The organism is Bradyrhizobium sp. LTSPM299, from assembly GCF_000938235.1.
In the GTDB taxonomy this organism is placed as follows: Bacteria; Pseudomonadota; Alphaproteobacteria; order Rhizobiales; family Xanthobacteraceae; genus Bradyrhizobium.
On record NZ_JYMU01000085.1, the window covers coordinates 47,866 to 70,221 of the forward strand.

Annotated in this window: 16 protein-coding genes and 1 pseudogene; 9 read left to right on the plus strand and 8 right to left on the minus strand. The window is 62.1% G+C overall.

Annotation, left to right across the window (positions count from 1 at the left end; genetic code table 11):
* On the minus strand, nucleotides 1–2,271 hold the full coding sequence (locus UP10_RS36025; RefSeq protein ID WP_245322111.1) for a TonB-dependent siderophore receptor: 2,271 nt from the start codon (nucleotides 2,269–2,271) through the stop codon (nucleotides 1–3).
* A 384-nt stretch (nucleotides 2,272–2,655) separates the two neighbouring features.
* Here UP10_RS36025 and UP10_RS36030 point away from each other — a divergent pair.
* The 4 genes and pseudogenes from UP10_RS36030 to UP10_RS36045 all read left to right on the plus strand — a co-directional run bounded on the left by UP10_RS36030 (nucleotide 2,656) and on the right by UP10_RS36045 (nucleotide 6,546).
* A pseudogene (locus UP10_RS36030) lies at nucleotides 2,656–3,721 on the plus strand (PepSY-associated TM helix domain-containing protein).
* Between the two features lie 47 nt (nucleotides 3,722–3,768).
* Entirely contained in the window at nucleotides 3,769–3,900 is a 132-nt protein-coding gene (locus tag UP10_RS36035) for a hypothetical protein (RefSeq protein WP_349644001.1), read from the plus strand.
* 505 nt (nucleotides 3,901–4,405) lie between these two features.
* Nucleotides 4,406–4,945 (plus strand): TRAP transporter small permease subunit, encoded by a 540-nt coding sequence (locus UP10_RS36040; RefSeq protein ID WP_044536884.1) that lies wholly within the window; start codon nucleotides 4,406–4,408, stop codon nucleotides 4,943–4,945.
* A complete protein-coding gene (locus tag UP10_RS36045) occupies nucleotides 4,942–6,546 on the plus strand; it encodes a TRAP transporter large permease (protein WP_044591930.1) in 1,605 nt (534 codons plus the stop codon). The genes UP10_RS36040 and UP10_RS36045 overlap by 4 nt, the downstream gene beginning before the upstream one ends.
* A gap of 31 nt (nucleotides 6,547–6,577) precedes the next feature.
* Here UP10_RS36045 and UP10_RS44885 read toward each other — a convergent pair whose 3' ends face one another.
* Nucleotides 6,578–6,769 carry a hypothetical protein gene (locus UP10_RS44885; protein WP_156180604.1) on the minus strand — a complete coding sequence of 64 codons (192 nt, stop codon included), beginning with the start codon at nucleotides 6,767–6,769 and terminating at the stop codon, nucleotides 6,578–6,580.
* 93 nt (nucleotides 6,770–6,862) lie between these two features.
* Here UP10_RS44885 and UP10_RS36050 point away from each other — a divergent pair, with 93 nt between their 5' ends.
* Nucleotides 6,863–8,509 (plus strand): caspase family protein, encoded by a 1,647-nt coding sequence (locus UP10_RS36050; protein WP_044591931.1) that lies wholly within the window; start codon nucleotides 6,863–6,865, stop codon nucleotides 8,507–8,509.
* Nucleotides 8,510–8,680: 171 nt separating this feature from the next.
* On the plus strand, nucleotides 8,681–9,298 hold the full coding sequence (locus tag UP10_RS42400; protein WP_156180606.1) for a DUF1353 domain-containing protein: 618 nt from the start codon (nucleotides 8,681–8,683) through the stop codon (nucleotides 9,296–9,298).
* Between the two features lie 151 nt (nucleotides 9,299–9,449).
* Here UP10_RS42400 and UP10_RS36060 read toward each other — a convergent pair whose 3' ends face one another.
* Nucleotides 9,450–10,781: a sensor histidine kinase gene (locus tag UP10_RS36060; RefSeq protein ID WP_044591932.1), complete on the minus strand. Its 1,332-nt coding sequence runs from the start codon at nucleotides 10,779–10,781 to the stop codon at nucleotides 9,450–9,452.
* A gap of 1 nt (nucleotide 10,782) precedes the next feature.
* Entirely contained in the window at nucleotides 10,783–11,457 is a 675-nt protein-coding gene (locus UP10_RS36065; protein ID WP_044536743.1) for a response regulator, read from the minus strand.
* 395 nt (nucleotides 11,458–11,852) lie between these two features.
* Here UP10_RS36065 and UP10_RS36070 point away from each other — a divergent pair, with 395 nt between their 5' ends.
* Genes UP10_RS36070 through UP10_RS36080 form a run of 3 tightly spaced genes read left to right on the plus strand, consistent with a single transcriptional unit; the run spans nucleotide 11,853 to nucleotide 17,907 of the window.
* On the plus strand, nucleotides 11,853–13,052 hold the full coding sequence (locus UP10_RS36070) for an efflux RND transporter periplasmic adaptor subunit (RefSeq protein ID WP_245322113.1): 1,200 nt from the start codon (nucleotides 11,853–11,855) through the stop codon (nucleotides 13,050–13,052).
* Between the two features lie 55 nt (nucleotides 13,053–13,107).
* On the plus strand, nucleotides 13,108–16,353 hold the full coding sequence (locus tag UP10_RS36075; protein WP_044591933.1) for an efflux RND transporter permease subunit: 3,246 nt from the start codon (nucleotides 13,108–13,110) through the stop codon (nucleotides 16,351–16,353).
* A gap of 12 nt (nucleotides 16,354–16,365) precedes the next feature.
* Nucleotides 16,366–17,907 carry an efflux transporter outer membrane subunit gene (locus tag UP10_RS36080; RefSeq protein WP_044591934.1) on the plus strand — a complete coding sequence of 514 codons (1,542 nt, stop codon included), beginning with the start codon at nucleotides 16,366–16,368 and terminating at the stop codon, nucleotides 17,905–17,907.
* A gap of 205 nt (nucleotides 17,908–18,112) precedes the next feature.
* On the opposite strand, the gene UP10_RS36085 is transcribed toward UP10_RS36080, so the two are convergent.
* The 4 genes from UP10_RS36085 to UP10_RS36100 all read right to left on the minus strand — a co-directional run bounded on the left by UP10_RS36085 (nucleotide 18,113) and on the right by UP10_RS36100 (nucleotide 22,346).
* A complete protein-coding gene (locus tag UP10_RS36085; protein WP_044591935.1) occupies nucleotides 18,113–19,201 on the minus strand; it encodes a TRAP transporter substrate-binding protein in 1,089 nt (362 codons plus the stop codon).
* 166 nt (nucleotides 19,202–19,367) lie between these two features.
* Entirely contained in the window at nucleotides 19,368–20,456 is a 1,089-nt protein-coding gene (locus UP10_RS36090; protein WP_044591936.1) for a TRAP transporter substrate-binding protein, read from the minus strand.
* Nucleotides 20,457–20,762: 306 nt separating this feature from the next.
* Complete coding sequence (locus UP10_RS36095) at nucleotides 20,763–20,999, minus strand: hypothetical protein (RefSeq protein WP_044592232.1); 237 nt, start codon at nucleotides 20,997–20,999, stop codon at nucleotides 20,763–20,765.
* A gap of 210 nt (nucleotides 21,000–21,209) precedes the next feature.
* Nucleotides 21,210–22,346 carry an Mrp/NBP35 family ATP-binding protein gene (locus UP10_RS36100; RefSeq protein WP_044591937.1) on the minus strand — a complete coding sequence of 379 codons (1,137 nt, stop codon included), beginning with the start codon at nucleotides 22,344–22,346 and terminating at the stop codon, nucleotides 21,210–21,212.
* Nucleotides 22,347–22,356: the final 10 nt, after the last annotated feature.

Sequence of the window (22,356 nt, forward strand, 5' to 3'; positions counted from 1 at the left end):
TTACCAGCGATAGCTCAAGCTCCCGATGACCTGGCGCCGTTCGCCGGAATAGCAGTAGCCGGACTGGCAGGTCTGATATTGCTTGTCGAATAGATTGGTGGCGTTCACCCGCATGTAGGCCCCACGAAATCGTCGATCGAGCTTGCCCAGATCGTAGTCGATCACGGCGTCGAACAATGTCGTGGCCGCGTTCTGGAACGTGTTCTGGTCGTTGCCAAAGTTTGCCCCGATGTAGCGCACGCCCAGACCCAACCCGAGCCCTTCCAGAGGATTGCCTGACTGGAAGGTGTATTTGCCGAACGTTCCGAATGAATTCCTCGGAATGCCGGAGAATTCATTGCCGGTGGTGTCGGCATTGCCCTGCGTGATCACGACGTTGAGATGGGTGTAGGCGGCGGTGAGATCGAAGCCTTGGCTGAGCGTGAGCTTGGCCTCGAGCTCCACCCCCTTGGACTCGACCTCCCCCGTTGCCACCTGGAAAGCGATCGCGTTGGGATCGGTGCGCAAGACATTATTCTGCGTGATGTCGAACACCGCGGCGGTCAACAGCAGCGGAATTTGAGGCATCTGATACTTGATGCCCGCTTCTGTCTGCTCACCCGTCGTCGGCTTGAACGGCAGTCCCGACGCATCGACACCGACTTGCGGGCTGAACGCCGTGGCGTAGCTGACATAAGGTGCAAGCCCGTTGTCAAAGAGGTAGCTGAGGCCCGCACGTCCGGTGAAGGCGGCCGCCTTTTGCGCCGCCGGCACGCCGTCCAAACCGGCCGTCGTGGTCTGCGATACCCAGCTCTCGCGGCCATTGAGCGTCAGGATGAAGCCACCAAGCCTGGCCTGTTCCTGCACATAGACACCGACCTCGTCGGTCGACTGCTTGTTGAAGATCGAGAAGGCCGGCGAGGCAATGGCCTGCGCGCCGTAATTCATCGTCAGGAGGTTGAGATCGGGCACCGGTCCGTAACCGATCTTGTCGTCGTAATAGGAATGACCGTAGTCAACACCGAACAGGAGCGTGTTCTTGACCGCGCCCAGCGCGAATTTGGCTTCGGCCTGGTTGTCGAGCGTCACCGTGTTGAAGTGGTCCAGGATCCGCCAGGCCGACCGGGATGCCAGATTGGTTGACGTATCGATGGAATCGATCTGGGTGTATTTCGCGTCCGTATCGACCTGATAGAAGCGGAAGTTCTGCCGCACGGTCCACACGTCGTCGACGTCATGCGCGAACGCATAACCGATGCGGTACTGCTTCTGGTCCATCGCGCTGAACGCTGGATCATTCGAGTAGATATTCGTCAGCTGCCCGTCGGGCGTGCGGAAATTACCGATGCTCGCGGCAGTCCGGCTGGCTTGATACTCGCTAAGGATCGTGAAGGACGTATCGGTGTTCGGCCGCCATGTCACGGCCGGTGCGATGTACGCACGATCGTCGTCATTGCCGGGATACCAGGTCTTTGCATCACGCAGCAGCCCCGTCAGCCGGTAATACAGCTGGTCGCTCCCCGGCACCGGGCCGCCGATGTCGAAACTGCCCTGGTAACGATCATAGTTGCCGGCCTGCAGCTGGACCTCGCCGAACGGCGTCGACGTCGGCCGTTTGGTGGTAACGTCGACAATGCCGCCCGGAGAGCCGAGGCCGTAGAGCCCTGAAGCCGGGCCCCGCAAGATCGACACGCTCTCCACGCCGTAGGGTTCGATCTTGGGAATAGCGAAGTTGCCGCCGCCTTGACGCAGGCCATCTCGATAGATGCCGGTGTACGTTACGTCGAAGCCGCGGATGTAGAAGCTATCAAAGCGAGGATCGTACCCGAACGCCGACGTCGTGACGCCGGGCGTATAGTTGACCGCGTCCTTGAGCGTCTGGACGTTACGATCATCGAGTTCCTTCCGCGTCACGACCGACAGCGACTGCGGCGTTTCGATCAGCGGCGTGTTGATTTTGGTGCCGGCAGCGCTGTTGGTCGCCACATAACCGGTCGTCGTGCCGATCGCGCGTCCGGCCGCTTGCGGCTGTAGTGCCGCGCTCTGAACCGTCGGCGCACGACCGCGTCGGTTTGCCGCAACTGCGCGCGAAGACCTCGTGCTGCGCGTGGAAGCGACGGTGCCGCGCGTCTTCGGCGCGCCGGGCCCGTCCACAGTCACAGCGGGAAGCGAAGTTACGTTGTTCTGCGACACGCTGGTCTGCGCTTGCGCGCTGAAGATCGCACCATCAGCGGGGACGAGTATGACCGAGCCGAGAAACGCTGCATTGATCGCAGCCGTTGTTCGGAGCAAGCAACGCTTGCTCCGCGACGAAGCAGTCCCCACTGAATAACCCCCAGATTACCCACGCATGTATCGCTCGTGCGCCGTGGCAAGCACACAGCATGCATCGAGCGATGCGGCCTTCTATCGGTGACATCAGCGAAATTCCACACACGCAACATAGAATAGATTGAATTGCGAACTCGGCACGACATTCAAGACATTCTAAATGTCCGCGCGATGCGCAGTCGCTTCATCGTGTTAGTGACTCGATGACTTGGTGTCCGCAATGGTCGCACCGTCCTCGGCACGATGACGTACAACTGGAACTAGGCGACGCGCCTGATGGCCACAACGACACTGCGGCGGTGGAGCTTCGTCCACAAATGGACCAGCCTCATCTGCACGTTATTTATGTTGATGCTGTGCATCACCGGGTTGCCACTCATCTTCCATGACGAGATTGACGGTCTGCTTCACACCGAGGTCAAACCTTCGGATGTGCCGGAGGGCACACCTGCCGCCAATCTCGATCGATTGCTCGGCAATGCCCTGGCTCAGGCACGGGGAGTTCCGCACTTCCTGATTTGGGACCATGATGATCCCAATGCGATGTTCGTCAGCGTCGGTCCCACGATTGACGCCGATTCATCAAAAAATCTTTTGGTTCGGATGGATACGCACACGGGTGCCTATCTCGATGCGCCCGATTTCACGATGCGCTTCACCACCATCATGCTGAAGCTTCACACCGACATGTTTGCGGGTCTTCCCGGCAAGCTGTTCCTGGGTGTGCTCCGGAATTGTTGTCTACGGACCTTCGATGAGGAAGCTCCAGTTCGGGACCTACCGGGCACACCGCACCCGAGTGGTCCGCTGGCTGGACGTCCATAATCTCGCAGGTATTTTGTTGGTCGCGTGGACGCTGGTGGTCGGCTTTACCGGCGTCATCAATACCTGGGCCGATCTGATCCTGAAGATGTGGCAGTTCGGGCAACTCGCCGAGATGACCGCGCAGTACCGCGACCGGCCGGTGCCTTCTCATCCCGCCTCTGTCAATTCTGCCGTCGAGGTGGCGTCCCGCGCCGTACCTGGCATGGTGCCCAGCTTCGTTGCGTTCCCCGGAACGATATTCAGCAGCAAAAGTCACTACGCCGTCTTCCTGCGCGGTGAAACTCCGCTGACCTCGCGATTGTTGAAGCCGGCACTGATTGATGCGGAGACCGGCAAGCTCACCGACAGTCGCGACATGCCCTGGTACTCGTCAGCCCTGTACATCTCGCAACCGCTGCATTTTGGGGACTATGGAGGGATGCCACTAAAGATCGTCTGGGCAGCACTTGATGTGCTGACGATCGTCATTCTGGTGACCGGCATCTATCTTTGGCTACGTCGCCGCAGGAGAGGCGCGAGCGTCGAACATGCGACCGCCCTCTCGATCGCCAATGATCGAGCTTTGACATCGCAATTGCCCCCATGAGACCGCAGCTTTCGCAAAAGCAGATATTCGGGATTCCTTTTGCAGTCATGATCATCACCGTCGTCGGCTTGTTGAGTGCACTCATCGGCGATGGTTGGTGGGACGCGGTGTCATGGGCCGCACTCGGACTGCCGGTGTTGTTCTATTTGTTCTTCATCGGTCGACGGCAATCTTCTTGAATGAAAACGATCAAATCCTGAGCGAGCAATGGCCAGGACTTGCACGCAACCCGCCCACCGCCTCCCGAATTTCCGAAACTCGTAAGATGGATGCCACGCGGAACTCGCTCTGCCTGCGCCGCACAAACCACGGGATCCGCGGCAGCAGCGATCGCTTGCCGCCGCCAAAATAGCGCCAGAGCCTCAATCACCCCTCCCCGACGCCCCTCGCCGTGCCCGATTTACCAAGGCGGGACAACGGTTTGGCTATCAGTCAATTTGCCCATTTTCCAATTGACGGCGTTCGACGGCGCTGGTTTGGTGCCCCGGCTTCACGCTGGCCGGTCGGACAGGCCGCTGCCCCGACGGGCGCAGCCAACAACGGCGGAAGCGGGATTTCGGGGGAGGACGACCGTTTGCAACGACTCCCGGGAAGTGAGCCGTGGCTCCGCGCGCGCAGGCGCGGCGGCCTGACGATGCTTGGAAAGATATTCGGCGCGCGCGCAGCGCGGCCGCGGAGACCGTGATGCGTCCATTGTTGGCTCTCAGTACGGCCATCGACCGGCTCAACGAGAAGATCGGCTATGTCTGCAACCTGCTCGTGCTGCTGGCCTGCCTGGTCAGCGCCGGCAACGCGATGATCCGCTACGCGTTCAGCTACTCGTCGAACGGCTGGCTCGAGGCGCAGTGGTACATGTTCGCCATCATGGTGATGTTCGGCGCCTCCTACACTTTCAAGCGCAACGAGCATGTCCGCGTCGAGATCATGTATCTGATGCTGCCCGAGCGCGGCCAGCTCTGGCTCGACATGATCGGCACGCTGTTCTTCCTGATCCCGTCCTGCCTGCTGCTCGCCTATCTGTCCTGGCCGTTCTTCTACCAGGCCTATGCGGTGAGCGAGGTGTCCGGCAATGCCGGCGGCCTGGTGCGCTGGCCGATCAAGTTCGTTATTCCGTCCGGCTTCGTGATGCTCGCGTTGCAAGGCGTCTCAGAGGTGATCAAGCGGATCGCCGCGCTGCAGGGCTACGTGACAATCGACGCGAAGTACGAGAGGCCGACGCAATGACGATTACGCTGGAGATGATGCCGCCTCTGATGTTCGGCGGCCTGATCATAGCGATGCTGATCGGCTATCCGGTGGCGTTCACGCTGGCCGCCGTCGGCCTGTCGTTCGGCTTCCTCGCCATCCACCTCGGGTTCTTCGACCTCAACTTCCTGCAGGCGATCCCGGGCCGCATCTTCGGCAGCGTGCTCTCCAATGAGCTTTTGCTCGCGATCCCTTTCTTCACCTTCATGGGCGCGATCCTGGAGCGGTGCGGGCTCGCCGAGGACATGCTCGACTCGATGGGCCAGCTGTTCGGCCCTATCCGCGGCGGCCTCGGCTATTCGGTCATCCTCGTCGGCTTCATCCTCGGTGCCATCACCGGCACCGTGGCGGCGCAGGTGATCGCCATGGCGATGATCTCGATGCCGGTGATGATCCGCTACGGCTACAACATCCGCTACATCACCGGCGTGCTGGCCGCCTCCGGCACCATCACCCAGCTGGTGCCGCCGTCGCTGGTGCTGATCGTGCTCGCCGACCAGCTCGGCAAGTCGGTCGGCGACATGTATCTCGGCGCCTGGGGCCCGTCTGTATTCCAGATCCTGCTGTTCGCCGGCTACACCTTCGTGCTCAGCATCGTCAAGCCAAGCCATGTGCCGGCGGTGCCGAAGACGGCATTGACGCTGACCGGCTGGCCGCTCTGGAAGAAATGCCTGCTCGGCATCATTCCCTCCGCCGTGCTGATCTTCGTCGTGCTCGGCACCATGATGATGGGCCTTGCGACGCCGACCGAGGCGGGCGCCATGGGCGCGGTCGGTGCGATCGTGCTGGCCGCTATCCATCACAAGGATTTCAGCGCGACCGGGCGCAAGATACTGATCATCGGCGTGATCGCGGGCGGCATCGGCACCATCGTTGCGATGCTCTTCACCGAGAACCTGATTTTCAAGCTTGCGTTCGCAATCACCTATATCGCGGTGGTCTGGATCTGCCTCGAGGCCGTGAAGATCCCGGATCTGCGCGACCTGATCAAGCAAGGCTACGAGACCACCATGCGCATCACCTGCATGGTGACCTTCATCCTGATTGGATCGACCTGCTTCTCGGTGGTGTTCCTCGGCGTGTCGGGCGGCGTGTGGCTGGAGCATCTCCTGACCTCGCTGCCCGGCGGCGTCTGGGGCTTCCTGATCTTCATCAACATCTTCATCTTCTTCCTGGCGTTCTTCCTCGACTTCTTCGAGATCGCCTTCATCATCCTGCCGATGATCGCGCCGATCGCGCAGAAGGTGCTGGCGCCGGTGGTCGGTCCTGATGCTGCGCTGATCTGGTTCGGCGTGATGCTGTGCGTCAACATGCAGACCTCGTTCCTGCATCCGCCGTTCGGCTTTGCGCTGTTCTATTTGCGCGGCGTGGCGCCGAAGGAAGTGAAGAGCTCCGACATCTATTGGGGCGCGATGCCCTGGATCGGCCTGCAGGCGATCATGGTGATCCTGGTGATCGCATTCCCGATCACCGTCACCGGACTGCTCGACAAACCGATCGCGGTCGACCTCGACAAGGTCAGGATCGACGTGCCGCAGATCGAGCTGCCACCGCTCGATTTCGGGCCGCCGAAACAGTGACGCAGGAATATGACTCGGCTGAAGGGCCGGGTCAGCGCAGCACGAGTGGCGATTTTTCGTCGCGATAGGCGCTAAGCGTTTGCGCGAAGGCACGTTTGAGGTCGACGTTGGTCCAGAAACAGAACCCGTCCATCGCTTTCGATGGGTAAGCAGGATTCCAGAATTTCAATAGGTTATCTTCTCCGAAGCCCGCTTGTGGCCGAAAATCTACTCGGTATTTCATCAATGGTTGCTAGGCGCCAGAAACCCGTATAGGTTGTTTCTCGTCACGTCTGTAACCATCCCGTACGGTCGAAGAATTGAACGGGCTGTCGGCATGAAGAGCAGCATTTCAGTTTGGATTGTTTTTTTAGGACTACTGTTACCGCTCCCCTGCCAAGCGGAGCAACGCTTCGCGCTCCTGATCGCCAATCAGAAATACGACACCAAGGTGGGCGATGAGCTGACCCACCCGTATCAAGACGCGGACAACGTTTATCGCTCGCTGAATCAACTTGGATTCAAGATCACGCCGTTGCGAGATCTCGGGCGCGACGACATGTTGACCGCGATCAGGACTTACCTTCAAGACGTGAAGGAAGCTGCCAAGACCGATCCCAATTTGATCAGCTTTTTCTATTATTCTGGTCATGGCGCCGCGGAGACAACCACTCATGACAACTATCTGATCCCTGCCGACATAAAGACCACGGATAACGCAAGTCTGTGGACTCACTCGATGAAGCTGGCAGATGTCATCCGTGAACTGGAAAACGGCGCCCCCGACGCCAGGCACATTGTCGTCTTTGACGCCTGCCGCAACGAACTCAATTTATCGAAGCCGGCGACGAAGGGGGTTGGCGGGGACAAGGGCTTTATAGGCATTCCGAAACATGTCGGCATGCTGATCGCCTATGCAACCGAGGAGAATCAAACCGCGAAAGATAATGGCGTGTTTGCGAGCATTTTGGCGGAAGAACTCTTGCGCCCGGGTATCGAGGTTGCGCAAGTCTTCCGCAATGTGCAGCTTAACGCCAAGGCTAGGATGGGTCAGAAGCCGTTTTACATCGCGGGAATCGATGAAACGTACCTCGCGGCCGCGCCTCCGGACAAGAAATGCAACGCCGTCAAACTCGTCGCGGACAAGCAGGAGATATGCCGAATTCCTGGAGATGGACAGCTCTTCAAAGATTGTAAAGCCTGCCCGGAAATGGTGCTAATTCCGCCTGGAAGCGTTAACTTCTACGGCCCGCTCAGCTTCGGAAACAGTTTTCGACAAATCGTCACATCAGCGGATTTGCGACCCGTCTACAGGGTCGGCCTCGCCAAGACCATCGCTGTCAGCCGGTTTCCAGTTACGTTCGATGAATGGGACGCTTGCGTCGTCGATGGTGGTTGCAAGCAATACCAACCGGCAGACGGAGGATGGGGAAGATACGGCTATCCGGTCGTCAACGTCTCCTGGAATGATGCAACAAACTACCTCACGTGGCTGAATGGCCGAACCGGTCAAGATTACCGGCTTCTGTCCGAATCAGAACGCGAATATTTGAAAGGGAAAGAGCTCAACGCTTCCGGGCATTGCAGCAATTGCGACGACCTCGTGCCTGGCACCACGCAGGTCTTCGTCCCTGATTATAGGGGTGGCCCCGGCCATGTGGAAAGCAGACCAACGCTCGTGGCGAAGGCGCGCGCAACGACGCTTCCAGTACATGCTTTCGTGCCGAACGCGTGGGGACTCTATGGCATCACCGACAACGTAGATGAATTGCTAGCGGATTGCTGGAGTGACGTCACATTCCAGGTCATCCCAAACGACGGAAGCCCCTGGACCAAGGAAAATTGTAAGTCCCATACGATCGTTGGCGCGAAGGTGAGGGAGACGTTCTATAGCGGGCCGTACATGGAGTATCGATGGGCCGCCAATGCCGATGCGCGCGAGGCCTTCACCAGCTTTCACGTCGCCCGAACTCTGAAGCCTTAGATGCGCGGCACGGACATCAGCAGCTCACACCGACGGCTGTTGAAGCACCTTGCGACGCGACTTTTTCACAAAGCGGTCGTCTTGCAGAAGGTAGAGTTGTCGTCGGACCGACCGACAAGGGCGTTTTTCGCTCGGAAGCAAAAGGCCGACCCAACATTCGGGAGAAGTCCTATGACATTTAGCCGCCGCAGCTTTCTCGGATCCGTCGCCACGGCGTTAGGCCTCGGCATCTCGTCGACGCCAGCTTCTCCCGCGCAGCCCCAGGCTACGTTTGATCTTACCAAGGAAGATTGGCTTGATGCCTTCTCGAAGAATAAAGCTCTCGGCGCGCCGCTGCATGTTTCCCGGTTCGTAGAGCGAATTTATTATCTAACAAAGCCGATTGCTTGGGCCCCAAATCCCGGTCAGGAGCGTTTTCGGCAGGTAGACGTGCCGGTGGGCTTCATTACCGATTTTGCCAGCATTCCCGCGCCATTCTGGCCTCTGCTCCCTCCCGATGGAGAATACACGTATCCAGCGATTGTTCACGACTATCTATATTGGGACCAGGGGCGCGCCAGGGACGAGGCAGACGAGATTTTCAAGTTCGGTATGGAGGACCTTCGTATTCCGAGATGGAAAATCGAAGCAATATATGGTGCCGTTCGTGTTTTCGGTGGCGGGCCATGGGATGAAAATGCACGCCTCAAAACTCAGGGTGAGAAACGCTGCATAAAAGTTCCCGCGTCTGCCAATGCCACGACGCGGTGGGAGGATTACCGGAAGCAAAAGGACGTGTTTTGCGATTGATCGGAACGTTTTCTCCATCAGGCGCAGTCGTCGGCTTTCGAGGAAAATCCAGCAACTCGCTTGCGCGCCATTGGTCTGCTGCACTCCCGAAAGCACACGTCCCATCGGGCCATTGATCAGTTCTTGACCTGATCCGGTCGCCGGGCACCCTTCATGAGGCCCCGGTCGGCTCCGCGCTCGCAAGGTGAAAGCTCAACGTGAATTGCGCGCCGCCGGTTGGGAGATTCTCTACCGCGACCGTCGCGGCGTGGTCGTCCACCACGCCCTGCACGATCGACAGTCCGAGGCCGGCGCCGTCGGTGCGCCGGCGGTCGCCGCGCCAGAACCGCCGGAAGATCAGGTCCTGCTCGGCGAGCGGAATGCCCGGCCCGCAGTCGCGCACCCGCACCGAACCGTCGTCGCGCACCTCGACGTCGACTGAGGTATCGTCGGCGGTGTACTTGATGGCGTTCTCCGCGAGATTGAAGATCGCTCGCTGCAACATTTCCGCATTGCCCTTGACCTGCACCGGGCCGTCGGTGCCGCGCAGCGCGATATCCTTCTGCTGCGCCAGCGCATATGGCGCGATCGAGCCGACCACCTCGGCGCAGACCGCGCGCAGATCGGCGGTCTCGCCGGGATCGAGCACCAGCGTGTCGAGCTCGGCGATCTCGAGCAACTGGTTGACGATGCGGCCCATGCTCTCGATGTCGGCATGAAGCTCCCTGGTGCCCTTGCCCGCCTCCAGCGTCTCGATCCGGGTCCGCAGGATCGCGAGCGGCGTGCGGAGCTGATGTGCCGCATCGGCGGTGAACTGGCGCTGCGCGTGAAAGCCCTCCTCGAGCCGATCGAAGGCCTGGTTGACGGCGGTCACCAGCGGCAGGATCTCGCTCGGAATCCGCTCCGTCGGCAGCCGGATGCCGGTCCGCGCCGGTCCGATGTTCCTCGCCTCCTCGGAGGCCTGCAGCAGCGGAATCACGGCGCGGCGGAAGATCACGATATCAGCGGCGAGCAGGATCAGCAGGATCGGGATCGTGATCCAACCGACCCGCCGGAAGAAATTGCTGACGATGTCGTCGATGATGACGTCGCGATGCGACAGGTCCTCGGCGACATGGATGCGCACCGTCTGATCGCCGATGTCCCTGATCACGCTCGCACCGGAAATCGTGCCGGACAAGGCCTGCTTCGGCGGCTCGGCGCGATGCGATGAAAACAGCACATGGCCGTCGGCATCGAAGATGTCGTACCGATATCGGCCATAGGCGTCGGAATAGAGGCCCTTGAGGCTCTCGGGCAGGTTCAGAACCACCTTGCCGCCGGGATCGACGGAAAGCCTCTCGCCGAGCACGTCGGCCTGGTCGCGCATCGCCTCGCGATGCAACTGGTTGATCTCCGAGTTCAGCAGCCACAGCAGCAGCAGCGGCAGGAAGACAGCGGCGACCGCGACCGCGACGATGTGCAAGAAGACGATCCGCGACGTCAGCGACTTGAAGCGGAACACGCTATTTCTCCTCGGCCATCAAATAGCCGACGCCGCGGATGGTGTGGATCATGATCTTCGCATTGTGCTCGGCGAGCAGCTTGCGCAACCGCGACACGTAAACCTCGACGGCGTTCGAGGCGACCTCGCCCGCCAACCCGAAGATATGGTCCTCGACGTTCTTCTTCGGCACCACCCGTCCCTGCCGCCGCAGCAGGATCTCCAGCACTGACGTCTCGCGGGCAGAAAAGACCCGCGGCATGCCGTCGATGAAGACCTGCCGGCTTTCGGTATCGTAGACCAGATTGGCAAGGTTGAGCGAGGAGCCGAGCAACTGGCCCGGCCGGCGCAGAATGGCTTCCAGCCGCGCCACCAGCTCTTCCAGCGCGAACGGCTTTGCCAGATAGTCGTCGGCGCCGCTGCGCAGGCCGTTGACCCGATCCCGCAGTCCGTTTCGCGCAGTCAGCACAAGCACGGGCAGCGGGTCCATCTTGCGGCGGAGTTCGGACAGCACCGACAGCCCGTCGCCGTCGGGCAGACCGAGATCGAGGATCATGGCGGCATAACTGACGCTGCGCAGCGCGTCGCGCGCCTCGGCAACGCCGTGCACGACGTCGGCCGCATATCCCGCCGCCATCAACCCATTCGCGATGAGGCGCGACAGTTCGACATTATCCTCGACGATCAAAAGGCGCATCGTAACAGTCCCGTCACCAGCATCGTAGCCGAGCCGTGTTCGCACACCCGAATGCGATAGGCCAGCCACACAACAAATTCGTCGATAGATCGCCGATTGGGCATTGCGCGGAGCAAACGACGCACATTTCGGCAGATCGTACCGCACGCACAGCACACGCTATGATTTTTCTATGCGCAGCTCCGCTAACGCCCACAGAAAATAGATAAAAGCGCCGCCGCTGCAACGGAAATCCGTGCGCGCCCGCGACGTTGTGCAAAGCAATGTAAGGCTGGCGTAAGCTGGTCCTGATAACTAATGCCCGGCCTCGCCGAGACCGATGTCCTTGCAGCACGATGCGGCGGGGTCTCGGGTCCTCGTGCGGTTTCTCCATATCTCGGCGAATCGGGCAGGCGATGTCGTTTCAGATGAAATATACGGGTTACGTGGCGTTGCCGGCACTGGCTGTGATCCTTGCAGGCGCTTGGCTGCTGACGCGTACCGATGGCCTTGAGAGCGCCAGCGCGGCCCCGACCAACACGATCGAGGACGTCAACGTCGAGCAGCAATATGTCATCATGACCGACAAGCAGGCCGCGAACCTCAAGGTCATGGCCACGGAGCAGCGCTCGTTCCGGACGTTGAAGAATGCGGTCGGCTCGATCGACTTCAACCAGAACATGCTGGTGCAGGCCTTCACGCCGAATCCGGGCAGGATCGTCGACACGCTGTTGAACGTCGGCGACGAAGTGAAAACGGGCGACACACTGTTTACGATCGACAGCCCCGACCTGCTGCAGGCGGAGTCGGCGCTGCTGGCTGCAGCGGGCGTGCTCGAACTGCAGACCAGGACGCTGGCGCGGGTCAAGCAGTTGCTCAAGACCGGCGGCGGCGCGCAGAAGGACGTCGACCAGGCAACGTCCGACCAGCAGACGGCCGAAGGCAACTTCAAGGCCGCACGCGACGCGGTCCGCATCTTCGGCAAGACCGATGCCGAGATCGATCGCATCGTCGCCGACCGCAAGGTCGATTCCATCCTGGTCGTTCCAAGTACGATCTCCGGGCGGATCATCGCGCGGAACGCCGCGCCGGGTCTCTACTTGCAGCCGGGCAACGCACCGGCGCCCTATTCGCTGGCCGACATCTCGACGATGTGGATGGTCGCCAATGTGATCGAGACCGATGCGCCCGACTACAAGATCGGCCAGCCGGTCGAAGTCCGCGTACCGGCCTATCCCAACGAGGCGTTTCGCGGGCGGGTGACCACGCTCGGGCTGAACATCGATCCGAATTCGCACCGCCAGCTGGTGCGTTCGGTGATCGACGATCCCCAGCACAGGCTGCGCGCCGGCATGCTGGCGAGCTTCACCATCGAAACCGAGCCGCCGAAGATGTCGGTCAGCGTGCCCACGGACGCCATCGTGCGCGAGGGCGACGGAACGATGACGGTGTGGGTCACGACCGACGGGCACAAATTCGATCGGCGGTCGGTGAAGATCGGAATGGAGCAGGACGGCTGGCGCCAGATTCTCGATGGCCTCGGCGCGGGCGAGAAGATCGCCTCCACCGGGGCGATCTTCCTCAGCAACAAATTCGCCAACGCGGCCACGGGATAGACATGGCTTGCGACGCTAGCCGTGCCCTCCCCCGTTCAAGACCAAGTGCAGTCCAGTGATCAAGAGTCTCCTTCAGTTCGGTCTGACCCGAAGCGCCGTCATCGTGCTCGGCCTCGCCGTGTTTTGCGCCGCCGGCTTTGCTGCGTTCACCAAGCTGAACATCGAAGCCTATCCGAATCCAGCACCGGTGATCCTGGAGATCACCGCGCAAGCCGCCGGCCTCTCCGCCGAGGAGATGGAGAAGTACTACACGATCCCGATGGAGGTCGGACTTTACCCGACGCCTGGCGTCGTCAACATCCGATCGACGTCGTTCTACGGCCTGGCCTTCGTGCGGGTCACCTTCCGATACGGCGTGGACTATTATTTCGCGCTCAGCCAAGCCACCAACAGCCTGACGCAGAACGTCCAGCTGCCCGCCAACCAGATCCCGCAGATCCAGCAGTCGAGCCTGGTCGGCGAGATCTACCGCTACCAGCTCGTCGGTCCGCCGAATTTCGGCCTGACCAATCTCAGGACGTTGCAGGACTATGTCGTCACGCGCCGCCTGATGACGCTTCCGGGCGTGGTGCAGATCAACGCCTGGGGCGGCACCACCAAGCAGTTCAACGTCGACGCAGACCTCGCGAAGCTCGAGGCCTACAATATCACCGTGCCGCAGCTGATCAGCTCGCTCGGCAATGCCAATGTCAATGTCGGCGGCCGTGAAATCGCGATCGGCCAGCAATCCGTCAACATCCGCGGCATCGGCCTGATCAATTCCGGAGGCGATGACGACGTCACCAAGGGCTACAAGGTCCAGGACATCGAGAACATCGTCCTGACGCAGTCGAACGGACTGCCGATCCAGATCAAGGATGTCGCCAAGGTGTCGGTCGGCTATGTGCCGCGGCTCGGCATCGCCGGAAAGGACAAGGACGACGACGTCGCCGCGGCGATCGTGGTGATGGGGCGCACCCAGCACACCAACGAGATCATTCCCAAGGTCGAGGAGGAGGTCGCCAAAATGAACAGCGACGGCACCCTGCCTCCCGGCGTCAAGATCGTTCCCTATTACGATCGCAGCTCGCTGGTCAATGTGACGACCCACACGGTGCTGCACAATCTGGTGTTCGGCTGCCTTCTGGTGTTCGTGATCCAGTGGGTCTTCCTGGGCGACCTGCGCAGCGCGCTGATCGTCAGCGCCAACATCCCGTTCGCGCTGTTCTTCGCCATCATCATCCTGGTGCTGCAGGGCGAGGACGCCAATCTGCTGTCGCTCGGCGCGGTCGATTTCGGCATCATCGTCGATTCAGCCGTCATCATGATGGAGAACATCTTCCGCAACTTCCAGTCCACGCCCGAAAGCAGGCTGCGTGTGCTGCAAAGCCTCGCGGACGGTTATTGGGGCACCGATCCGACCGCGTCGCACGGCCATCCGGCACCGGGCTGGACCGAACGGCTGCGCATGATCTTCGTCAGCGCATTGCAGGTCGACAAGGCCGTGTTCTTCACCGCGGCCATCACGGTCACCGCGTTCGTGCCGCTGTTCACGATGCAGGGCGTCGAAGGCCAGATCTTTGGACCGATGGCGCGCACCTATGGCTACGCGCTCGCCGGCGCGCTGCTGGCGACATTTACCGTGACGCCGGTGCTGGCTTCGCTCTTGCTGCCGAAGCATATCGAGGAGACTGAAACCGTCATCGTGCGCTGGCTGCGCAGGAGCTACACGCCGGTGCTGCGCTGGTCGCTGGCAAATGTGAAGGTCGCGGTCGCGGCCGGCATCATCTTCCTCGGCATCAGCACGCTGGCGGCGAGCCGGCTCGGCAGCGAGTTCCTGCCCGCGCTCGAGGAAGGCAATTTCTGGATCCGCGCCTCGATGCCGCCGACCATCTCGCTCGATGCCGGCACCGAACCGACCCGCAAGATGCGCGAGATCCTGCTGCGCCATCCTGAAATCATCACCGTGGTATCGCAGCACGGCCGCCCCGACAACGGCAGCGACGCTTCGCCGTTCTCCAACGTCGAGCTATTCGCGCCGATCAAGCCGTTCGATCAATGGCCGCCGGGCCTGACCAAGGAAAAGCTCACCGAGGAGCTGCAGAAGGAATTCGACGAGGAGATGCCCGGCGTCACCCTCAACTTCTCGCAATACATCCAGGACAATATCGAGGAGGCGCTGTCGGGGGTGAAGGGCGCGAACTCGATCAAGATCATCGGCCCCAACCTCGACGTGCTCGAAGGGCTCGCGACCAAGGTCTCGCAGGAAATGGCCAAGATCAGCGGCGTCGCCGATCTCGGCATCTTCCATCTGGTCGGGCAACCCAACCTCAACATCCGCGTCAACAGGGAGAAGGCCGCGCGTTACGGCCTCAACACCGGCGACATCACCACCGTGGTGCAGGCGGCGCTCGGGGGCACCAGTGCCACGACGGTGCTGGAGGGCGACCGGCAGTTCGGCGTGGTGGTGCGGCTTGATCCAAAATTCCGGCAGAGCATCGATGCCGTGCGCGAGATCAAGGTCGCCTACTCGACCCCCTCGGGCACCAATGCCTATATCCCGTTAAGCGAGCTCGCCGACATCTCGCTCGATACCGGTGCGCTGTTCATCTATCGCGAGCGCAGCCAGCGCTATATCCCGATCAAGTTCAGCGTCCGCGGCCGCGACCTCGGCAGTACGGTGTCGGAAGCGCAGACGCGGATCGCCGAGGCGGTCCAGCTTCCACCCGGCTACCGGATGGTCTGGTCGGGCGAGTTCGACAATCTCGAATCCGCCAAGGCGCGGCTGATGATCGTGGTGCCGGTGACGCTGCTGTTGATCTTCGTGCTGCTCTACAGCCTGTTCAACTCGCTGCGCGACAGCCTGCTGGCGCTGGCCGGCATCCCCTTCGCGGTCGGCGGCGGCCTGATCGCACTGTTTCTCACCGGGCTCGATTTCTCGATCTCGGTCGCCATCGGCTTCATCTCGCTGTTCGGCGTCGCGGTCATGGACGGCATCCTCAACATCACCTATTTCCGCGAGCTGCGAGCCTCGGGGCTGAGCATCGCGGAGGCGGTGTTCAATGGTGCCGAGCAGCGCATGCGTCCGATGTTGATGACCGCGCTGTCCGCCGGTGTCGGCCTGTTCCCGGCTGCACTGTCGCATGGCATCGGCAGCCAGGTGCAGCGGCCGCTCGCAACCGTCGTGGTCGGCGGCATGTTTATCGGGCCGCTGCTGCTGCTGATCGTCGCACCGGCGCTGCGCAAGATATTCCTGTCGCGCGAGCGCGCCGCCGTCCCAGAAGAGACGGCTGCCGCGGCGCCGCCTGAAGCCGCGCATTAAAGGCACCCCGCAATGCACGCCTTCAGCGCCAGGATACCACATCATGCCGCCGCGACGCGCGCACTCGCCGTCGCTGCCGGCGCGCTAATGCTCGCGAGCTGCGCGGTCGGTCCGAATTTCTCGTCGCCGCCGGCCCCCGATGTCGCCGGATATACGCCGGAGAAGCTGCAATCGCCCGGCACCGATCCGGGCGGCCCGCGCGTGGCGAAGCAGCGCTTCGTCAATGGCGCGGATATCCCGACGCGCTGGTGGGCGGCCTTCAGGTCCGTCCCGCTCAACGACCTGATCCGCCTGTCGGTCGAACGCAATCCGTCGCTGCAATCGGCCGAGGCGGCGATCAAGGTGGCCAACTTCAACGCGCTGGCGCAGCGCGGCCTGTTCTTCCCGCAGGTCGGGGCGAACTATACCGCTTCCCGACAGCTGGTCTCCAACGCAGTGTCGGGGCCCGGCAATACGGCGCAGGATGAATACTCGCTGCACACCGCCCAGCTCAATATCAGCTTCGTGCCGGACGTCTGGGGCGAGAACATCCGCAACGTCGAGAACCTCGACGCCGTCACCGAACAGGCCCAGTTCCAGCTCGAGGCGGCCTACCTGACGCTCTCAGCCAACGTGGTGACGGCGGCGATCCAGGAGGCATCGCTGCGCGGCCAGATTGCCGCCACCGAGCGCATCATCAAGATCGAGCGCGACATCCTCGGCATCCTCAAGAACCAGTTCGATGCAGGCCAGGCTGCCCAGGTCGACGTGCTGGCGCAGGAGGCCGCACTGGCTCAGTCCGAGCAGACCCTGCCGCCGCTGCAGAAACAGCTCGCGATCCAGCGCGACCTGCTCACCGCGCTGGCCGGCCAATTCTCCGCCGACGAGATCCTGCAGAAGTTCGACCTCGCACGCCTCGCGCTGCCGGCCAATCCGCCAGTGAGCCTGCCGAGCACGCTGGTGGCGCAACGGCCCGACGTGCGGGCGGCCGAGGCCAGTTTGCATTCGGCAAGCGCATTGGTCGGCGTCGCGATCGCCGCACGGCTGCCGAATTTTGTCATCTCGGCCAACCCCGGCTCGACTGCCTTCAACGCCGCCCAGCTGTTCACGCCGGGAACGCTGTTCTACACGATCGCCGGGAGCGCGACGCAGACCGTGTTCGACGGCTTCACGCTGTACCACAAGCAGAAGGCCGCCGAAGCCGCGCTCGACCAGGCCAACGCGCAGTACCGGCAGGCCGTCATCACCGCGTTCCAGAACGTCGCCGATGCGCTGCGCAGCCTGCAGGCGGACGCTCGCTCCGTGCAGGCCGCGATCAAGGCCGAGAACGCCGCGAAGGCCAGCGTCGACATCATCCAGAAGCAGCTCGTGCTCGGCCAGGTCAACCAGGTCATCGTGCTCACCGCGCAGCAGGTCTATCTCAATGCTGCGATCACCCGCGTGCAGGCGGTGGCGACGCGGCTGTCCGACACCGCGGCGCTGTTCATGGCACTCGGCGGCGGCTGGCCGACCGATTGTCCGACCAGCGACTGGCGGAGTTGCGTATTCGAGACCCGCGTCGCGTCGAAGACGTGATCAGAGGTCTCTTCCCCCTCGCCCCGTTCTTACGGGGAGAGGGTCGGGGTGAGGGGCTGCTTCCGCAAGTTCGAAAGACGATGAGTGGGGAGAGTCCCCCTCACCCGGATTGCTTCGGACGATGCTTCGCATCGCCGAGCGCAATCCGACCTCTCCCCGCAAGCGGGGCGAGGTGAAGGTGCACCTCGCGACTTGAAGACCGCGATCAGGTCTGGGCGTGGCGCGCCATGAAATTGTCGTAGCCGACCTCGGCGACCTGGAACCACTGGTAGCCGCCGCTGGAATAGGCCGTCAGCGAATCCAGCAGCTTCTTGAAGTTGGCGTTACCGGCCGCGACCTCGGCGTGCAGCTCCTTTGCCGCCTTGTAGCTCGCCTCCATGATCGGCGGCGAGAAGCCGTGCAGCTTGGCGCCGCCGGCGAGCAGCTTCTTCAACGCGGTCGGATTCACCGTGTCGTATTTCGCCATCATCCAGTTGTTGGCGAGATGGCCGGCCTGCTCGAGAATGCTTTGATAGTATTTCGGCAGCGCATTCCACTTGTCGAGATTGACCATCGCCAGCAGCATCGGGCCGCCTTCCCACCAGCCGGGATAGTAGTAATGCGGCGCGACCTTGTAGAGGCCGAGCTTCTCGTCGTCATAGGGACCGACCCACTCGGCCGCATCGATCGTGCCCTTCTCGAGCGCCGGATAGATGTCGCCGCCGGCGAGCTGTTGCGGCACGCAGCCGAGCTTCTGCATCACGCGTCCGGCGAAACCGCCGATGCGGAATTTGAGGCCCTTCAGATCGTCGACGGTGTTGATCTCCTTGCGGAACCAGCCGCCCATCTGGCAGCCGGTGTTGCCGGCCAGCAGCGAGGTGACGTTGTAGCCCTTGTAGAACTCATTCAGCAGCTCCTTGCCGCCACCGAACATGTACCAGGCCTGGTTGATGCGCATGTTCGGCCCGAACGGCACCGACGAACCGAACGTGAAAGTCGGGTCCTTGCCGAAATAATAGTAGGATGCGGTGTGCCCCATCTCGACGGTGCCGTTCTGCACGGCGTCGAGCACCTGCAGGCCCGGCACGATTTCGCCGGCGGCAAAGGTCTGGATCTGGAATTTGTTGTCGGTCGCCTCACCGACCATCTTGGCCATCATCTCGGCACCGCCGTGCAGCGTGTCGAGCGACTTCGGCCAGCTCGTCGTCATGCGCCATTTGAGCTCGGGCATCGACTGCGCGATCGCGGGCGCTGCGATCGTCGCCGCACCTGCAACGCCTAAACCGGTGACCTTGATGAAATCCCTTCGCTTCATATGAATCCTCCCTTTGTCGATTGTGTCGTCAGGTGCCGCCTTCATGCCGAGGCTTGGGCTGGAGCATGGAACATCCGCCCCCCGAGCGCCAGACGCAAAAAGCCCGGCCTTCTCGCGAAGGCCGGGCTACTTAAGTCGAACAGCCGGAGCTGCGTATGAGGGTTGATCAGCCGCGGGTGCGCGAGCGGATCATAAAGCTGTCGAAGGTGTATTCGGCGACCTGCCACCACAGATACTGGTCGGAACGGTAGGCCTGCATGGCGTCGATCGACTTCTTGAAGTCGGCGTTCTTGGCCGAGATCTCGGCCCACAGCTCGTTGGTCGCCTTGAGGCAGGCCTCGAGCACTTCGTTGGTGAACGGACGCAGCTGCGTGCCGCCGGCGACGAGGCGCTTCAGGGCCGACGGGTTCTGCATGTCGTAGCGCGCGGCCATCCAGCTGTTGGCGTTGGCCATCGCGTTGGTCAGGATCGCCTGATAGTTCTTCGGCAGCGAATTCCATTTTTCGAGGTTGCAATAAGCGTGCACGGTCGGGCCGCCTTCCCAGAAGCCCGGATAGTAGTAGTACTTCGCGACCTTCTGGAAGCCGAGCTTCTCATCGTCATACGGACCGACCCACTCGGCGGCGTCGATGGTGCCCTTTTCCAGCGCCGGATAGATGTCGCCGCCGGCGAGCTGCTGCGGCACCACGCCGACCTTCTGCAGCACCTGGCCGGCGATGCCGCCGATCCGCATCTTCAGGCCGGACATGTCGGCAACCGTCTTGATCTCCTTGCGGAACCAGCCGCCCATTTGGGTGCCGGTGTTGCCGCAGGGGAAGCCGATCACGCCAAACTTCTTGAAGAACTCGTTGCCGAGCGCCTCACCGCCGCCCTGGTACCACCAGGAATTCTGCATGCGCGCATTGAGGCCGAACGGCACCGAGGCGTAGATCGCGAACGTTGGGTCCTTGCCGACATAGTAGTAGGACACGGTGTGGCACATCTCGACGGTGCCGTTGGAGGTCGCGTCGAGCGCCTGCAGGCCGGGCACGATTTCACCGGCCGCGAACACCTGGATCTGGAACTTGTTGTCGGTCATTTCGGCGACGTACTTCGCCAGCTGGTCGGCACCGCCATAGATGGTGTCAAGCGACTTCGGGAAGCTCGAGGTCAAGCGCCATTTGATTTCAGGCGAGGACTGCGCGATCGCCGGCGAGGCAACGGCCGTCGCGGCAGCACCGGCCGCAGAAACTTTCAAAAAATCACGACGCTTCATCTTAAGGCATCTCCTTGAGGGGCGTTTCCCGGTGTTCGCAAGCATCTCCTCCCGCAGCACGATTCCATGGGCTGCCGGGGTGCTCTCGCTGGGGGCCATTTAACACGGAAGTTGCCGCGCGGAAACGCGACAATGGCATGACCTCGCCAATTAAACGAAAGTCTCATGACGCAGCAATTGCTCGGGAAAAACCGGCTCAGGCCGCGGCGATGACGCCCTCGATCTGCTCGCGGACCCGAGCCCCGATCGCGCGGTAAATCGCCGCGTGCGGACCGTCCGGCTCGCGCTCCACCACCGGATGACCAATCAGCGCTTCGTCGCCGCCTTCGATGTCTTGGGCTTGTTGGCCAAATGGCGCCCGCGCCGGATCCAGCTTTGCGCTGTCGTGAAGCTGATGCCAAACATCTTCGCGACCGTCGCCGCAGCTTCACCGAGCGAGTCGGTCTTCTTCGAGAGGTTGAACGCGGCTAAGGAAGCCTCTGCACGCCTCTCTCGCGTGAGATGCTTGCGGCCCTCTTCCAATGCAAAGCGCGATGCTGCCATCTTGTTCGCCGTCTCACGGCCCTTCCGCGGTCTCTTCACCCATTGACTCCATCAAGCTGACAGGCGGGCGCTACGATTCGGCTCTGTGGACAAACATACAGGCTGGAACCGATCCGGCAATCATGCCGGGCGACAGTTCTGTGAACAAAGCCCACTGAAGCCTGGCCGTCAAAGCCTGGCCTTCAAGGCCTGCCGGCCCGCCATACAGCCTCAGGCCGCGGCGATGACGCCCCCGAGCTGCTCGCGGACCTTGGCGCCGATCGCGCGGTAAATCGCCGCGTGCGGGCCGTCCGGCTCGCTCTCGACCACCGGATTGCCGGAATCGGAGGCGGCGCGGATCGCCATGTGCAAGGGGATTTCACCGAGGAACGGCACCCCGAGCCGCTCGGCCTCGTGGCGCGCACCGCCATGGCCGAAGATATCCGAGCGCGTGCCGCAATGCGGGCACTGGAAGTAGCTCATGTTCTCGACGATGCCGAGCACGGGCACGTTGACCTTCTCGAACATCGCCAATCCCCGCCGCGCGTCGATCAGCGAGAGGTCCTGCGGGGTCGAGATGATGACGGCGCCCTTCAGCGGGACATTCTGCGCCAATGTGAGCTGGGCATCGCCGGTGCCGGGCGGCATGTCGACGACGAGCACGTCGAGCGTACCCCAGGCGACATCGCGCAGCATCTGCGTGATCGCCGACATCACCATCGGCCCGCGCCAGATCATCGCAGTGTCTTCCTCGACCAGGAAGCCGATCGACATGATCGCCAGGCCGAAGCGGTTAAGCGGAATCATCTTCTTGTCGTCGTTGAGCTGCGGCTTCTCGCGAATGCCGGTCAGCCGCGGCACCGACGGCCCGTAGATGTCGGCATCGAGCAGCCCGACCCGCAGGCCCAGATCGCGCAAGCCCAGCGCAAGATTGAGCGCGGTGGTCGACTTGCCGACCCCGCCCTTGCCGGAGGCGACCGCGATGACCGCGGAGATGCCGGGAATCTCGGCCTGCCGCGCCATCGGCGAAGCCGCACCCGGTGGATGCGGATGGCGATGTGCCGACGCCGGCGGGACACCGCCGGCCGGCGGGGGCGGCGGTGCGGCGGCAGCACCGCCCGCCTTGCGCTCCGCAGTGAGTGCGATCATCGCCACGCTGACGCCGGGAAGCGCACGGACGGCGGTCTCGGCTTGCGCGCGCACGTTTTCCCAGGCGCGGGCTTCGGCGGCATCGACATTGATCGAGAAGAATACCTTGCCGTCGGTGACCGTGATCGCCGACAGCACATTGGCATTGGTCAAGGCGGTGCCGCGCGGCGACATCACCTTGGCGAGGCACTCGAGGACCTGTTGCTCCGTCACGCTCACCCGCGCATCT

Excerpts from the sequence above, each read along its gene's own strand:
- UP10_RS36085 (WP_044591935.1), bottom strand. The coding sequence starts at position 19,201 with ATGAAGCGAAGGGATTTCATCAAGGTCACCGGTTTAGGCGTTGCAGGT.
- UP10_RS36095 (WP_044592232.1), bottom strand. The coding sequence starts at position 20,999 with ATGGCAGCATCGCGCTTTGCATTGGAAGAGGGCCGCAAGCATCTCACG.
- UP10_RS42400 (WP_156180606.1), top strand. The coding sequence starts at position 8,681 with ATGACATTTAGCCGCCGCAGCTTTCTCGGATCCGTCGCCACGGCGTTA.
- UP10_RS36050 (WP_044591931.1), top strand. The coding sequence starts at position 6,863 with ATGAAGAGCAGCATTTCAGTTTGGATTGTTTTTTTAGGACTACTGTTA.
- UP10_RS36065 (WP_044536743.1), bottom strand. The coding sequence starts at position 11,457 with ATGCGCCTTTTGATCGTCGAGGATAATGTCGAACTGTCGCGCCTCATC.
- UP10_RS36040 (WP_044536884.1), top strand. The coding sequence starts at position 4,406 with ATGCGTCCATTGTTGGCTCTCAGTACGGCCATCGACCGGCTCAACGAG.
- UP10_RS36090 (WP_044591936.1), bottom strand. The coding sequence starts at position 20,456 with ATGAAGCGTCGTGATTTTTTGAAAGTTTCTGCGGCCGGTGCTGCCGCG.
- UP10_RS36070 (WP_245322113.1), top strand. The coding sequence starts at position 11,853 with ATGTCGTTTCAGATGAAATATACGGGTTACGTGGCGTTGCCGGCACTG.
- UP10_RS36080 (WP_044591934.1), top strand. The coding sequence starts at position 16,366 with ATGCACGCCTTCAGCGCCAGGATACCACATCATGCCGCCGCGACGCGC.
- UP10_RS36035 (WP_349644001.1), top strand. The coding sequence starts at position 3,769 with ATGATCATCACCGTCGTCGGCTTGTTGAGTGCACTCATCGGCGATGGT.
- UP10_RS36045 (WP_044591930.1), top strand. The coding sequence starts at position 4,942 with ATGACGATTACGCTGGAGATGATGCCGCCTCTGATGTTCGGCGGCCTG.
- UP10_RS44885 (WP_156180604.1), bottom strand. The coding sequence starts at position 6,769 with ATGAAATACCGAGTAGATTTTCGGCCACAAGCGGGCTTCGGAGAAGAT.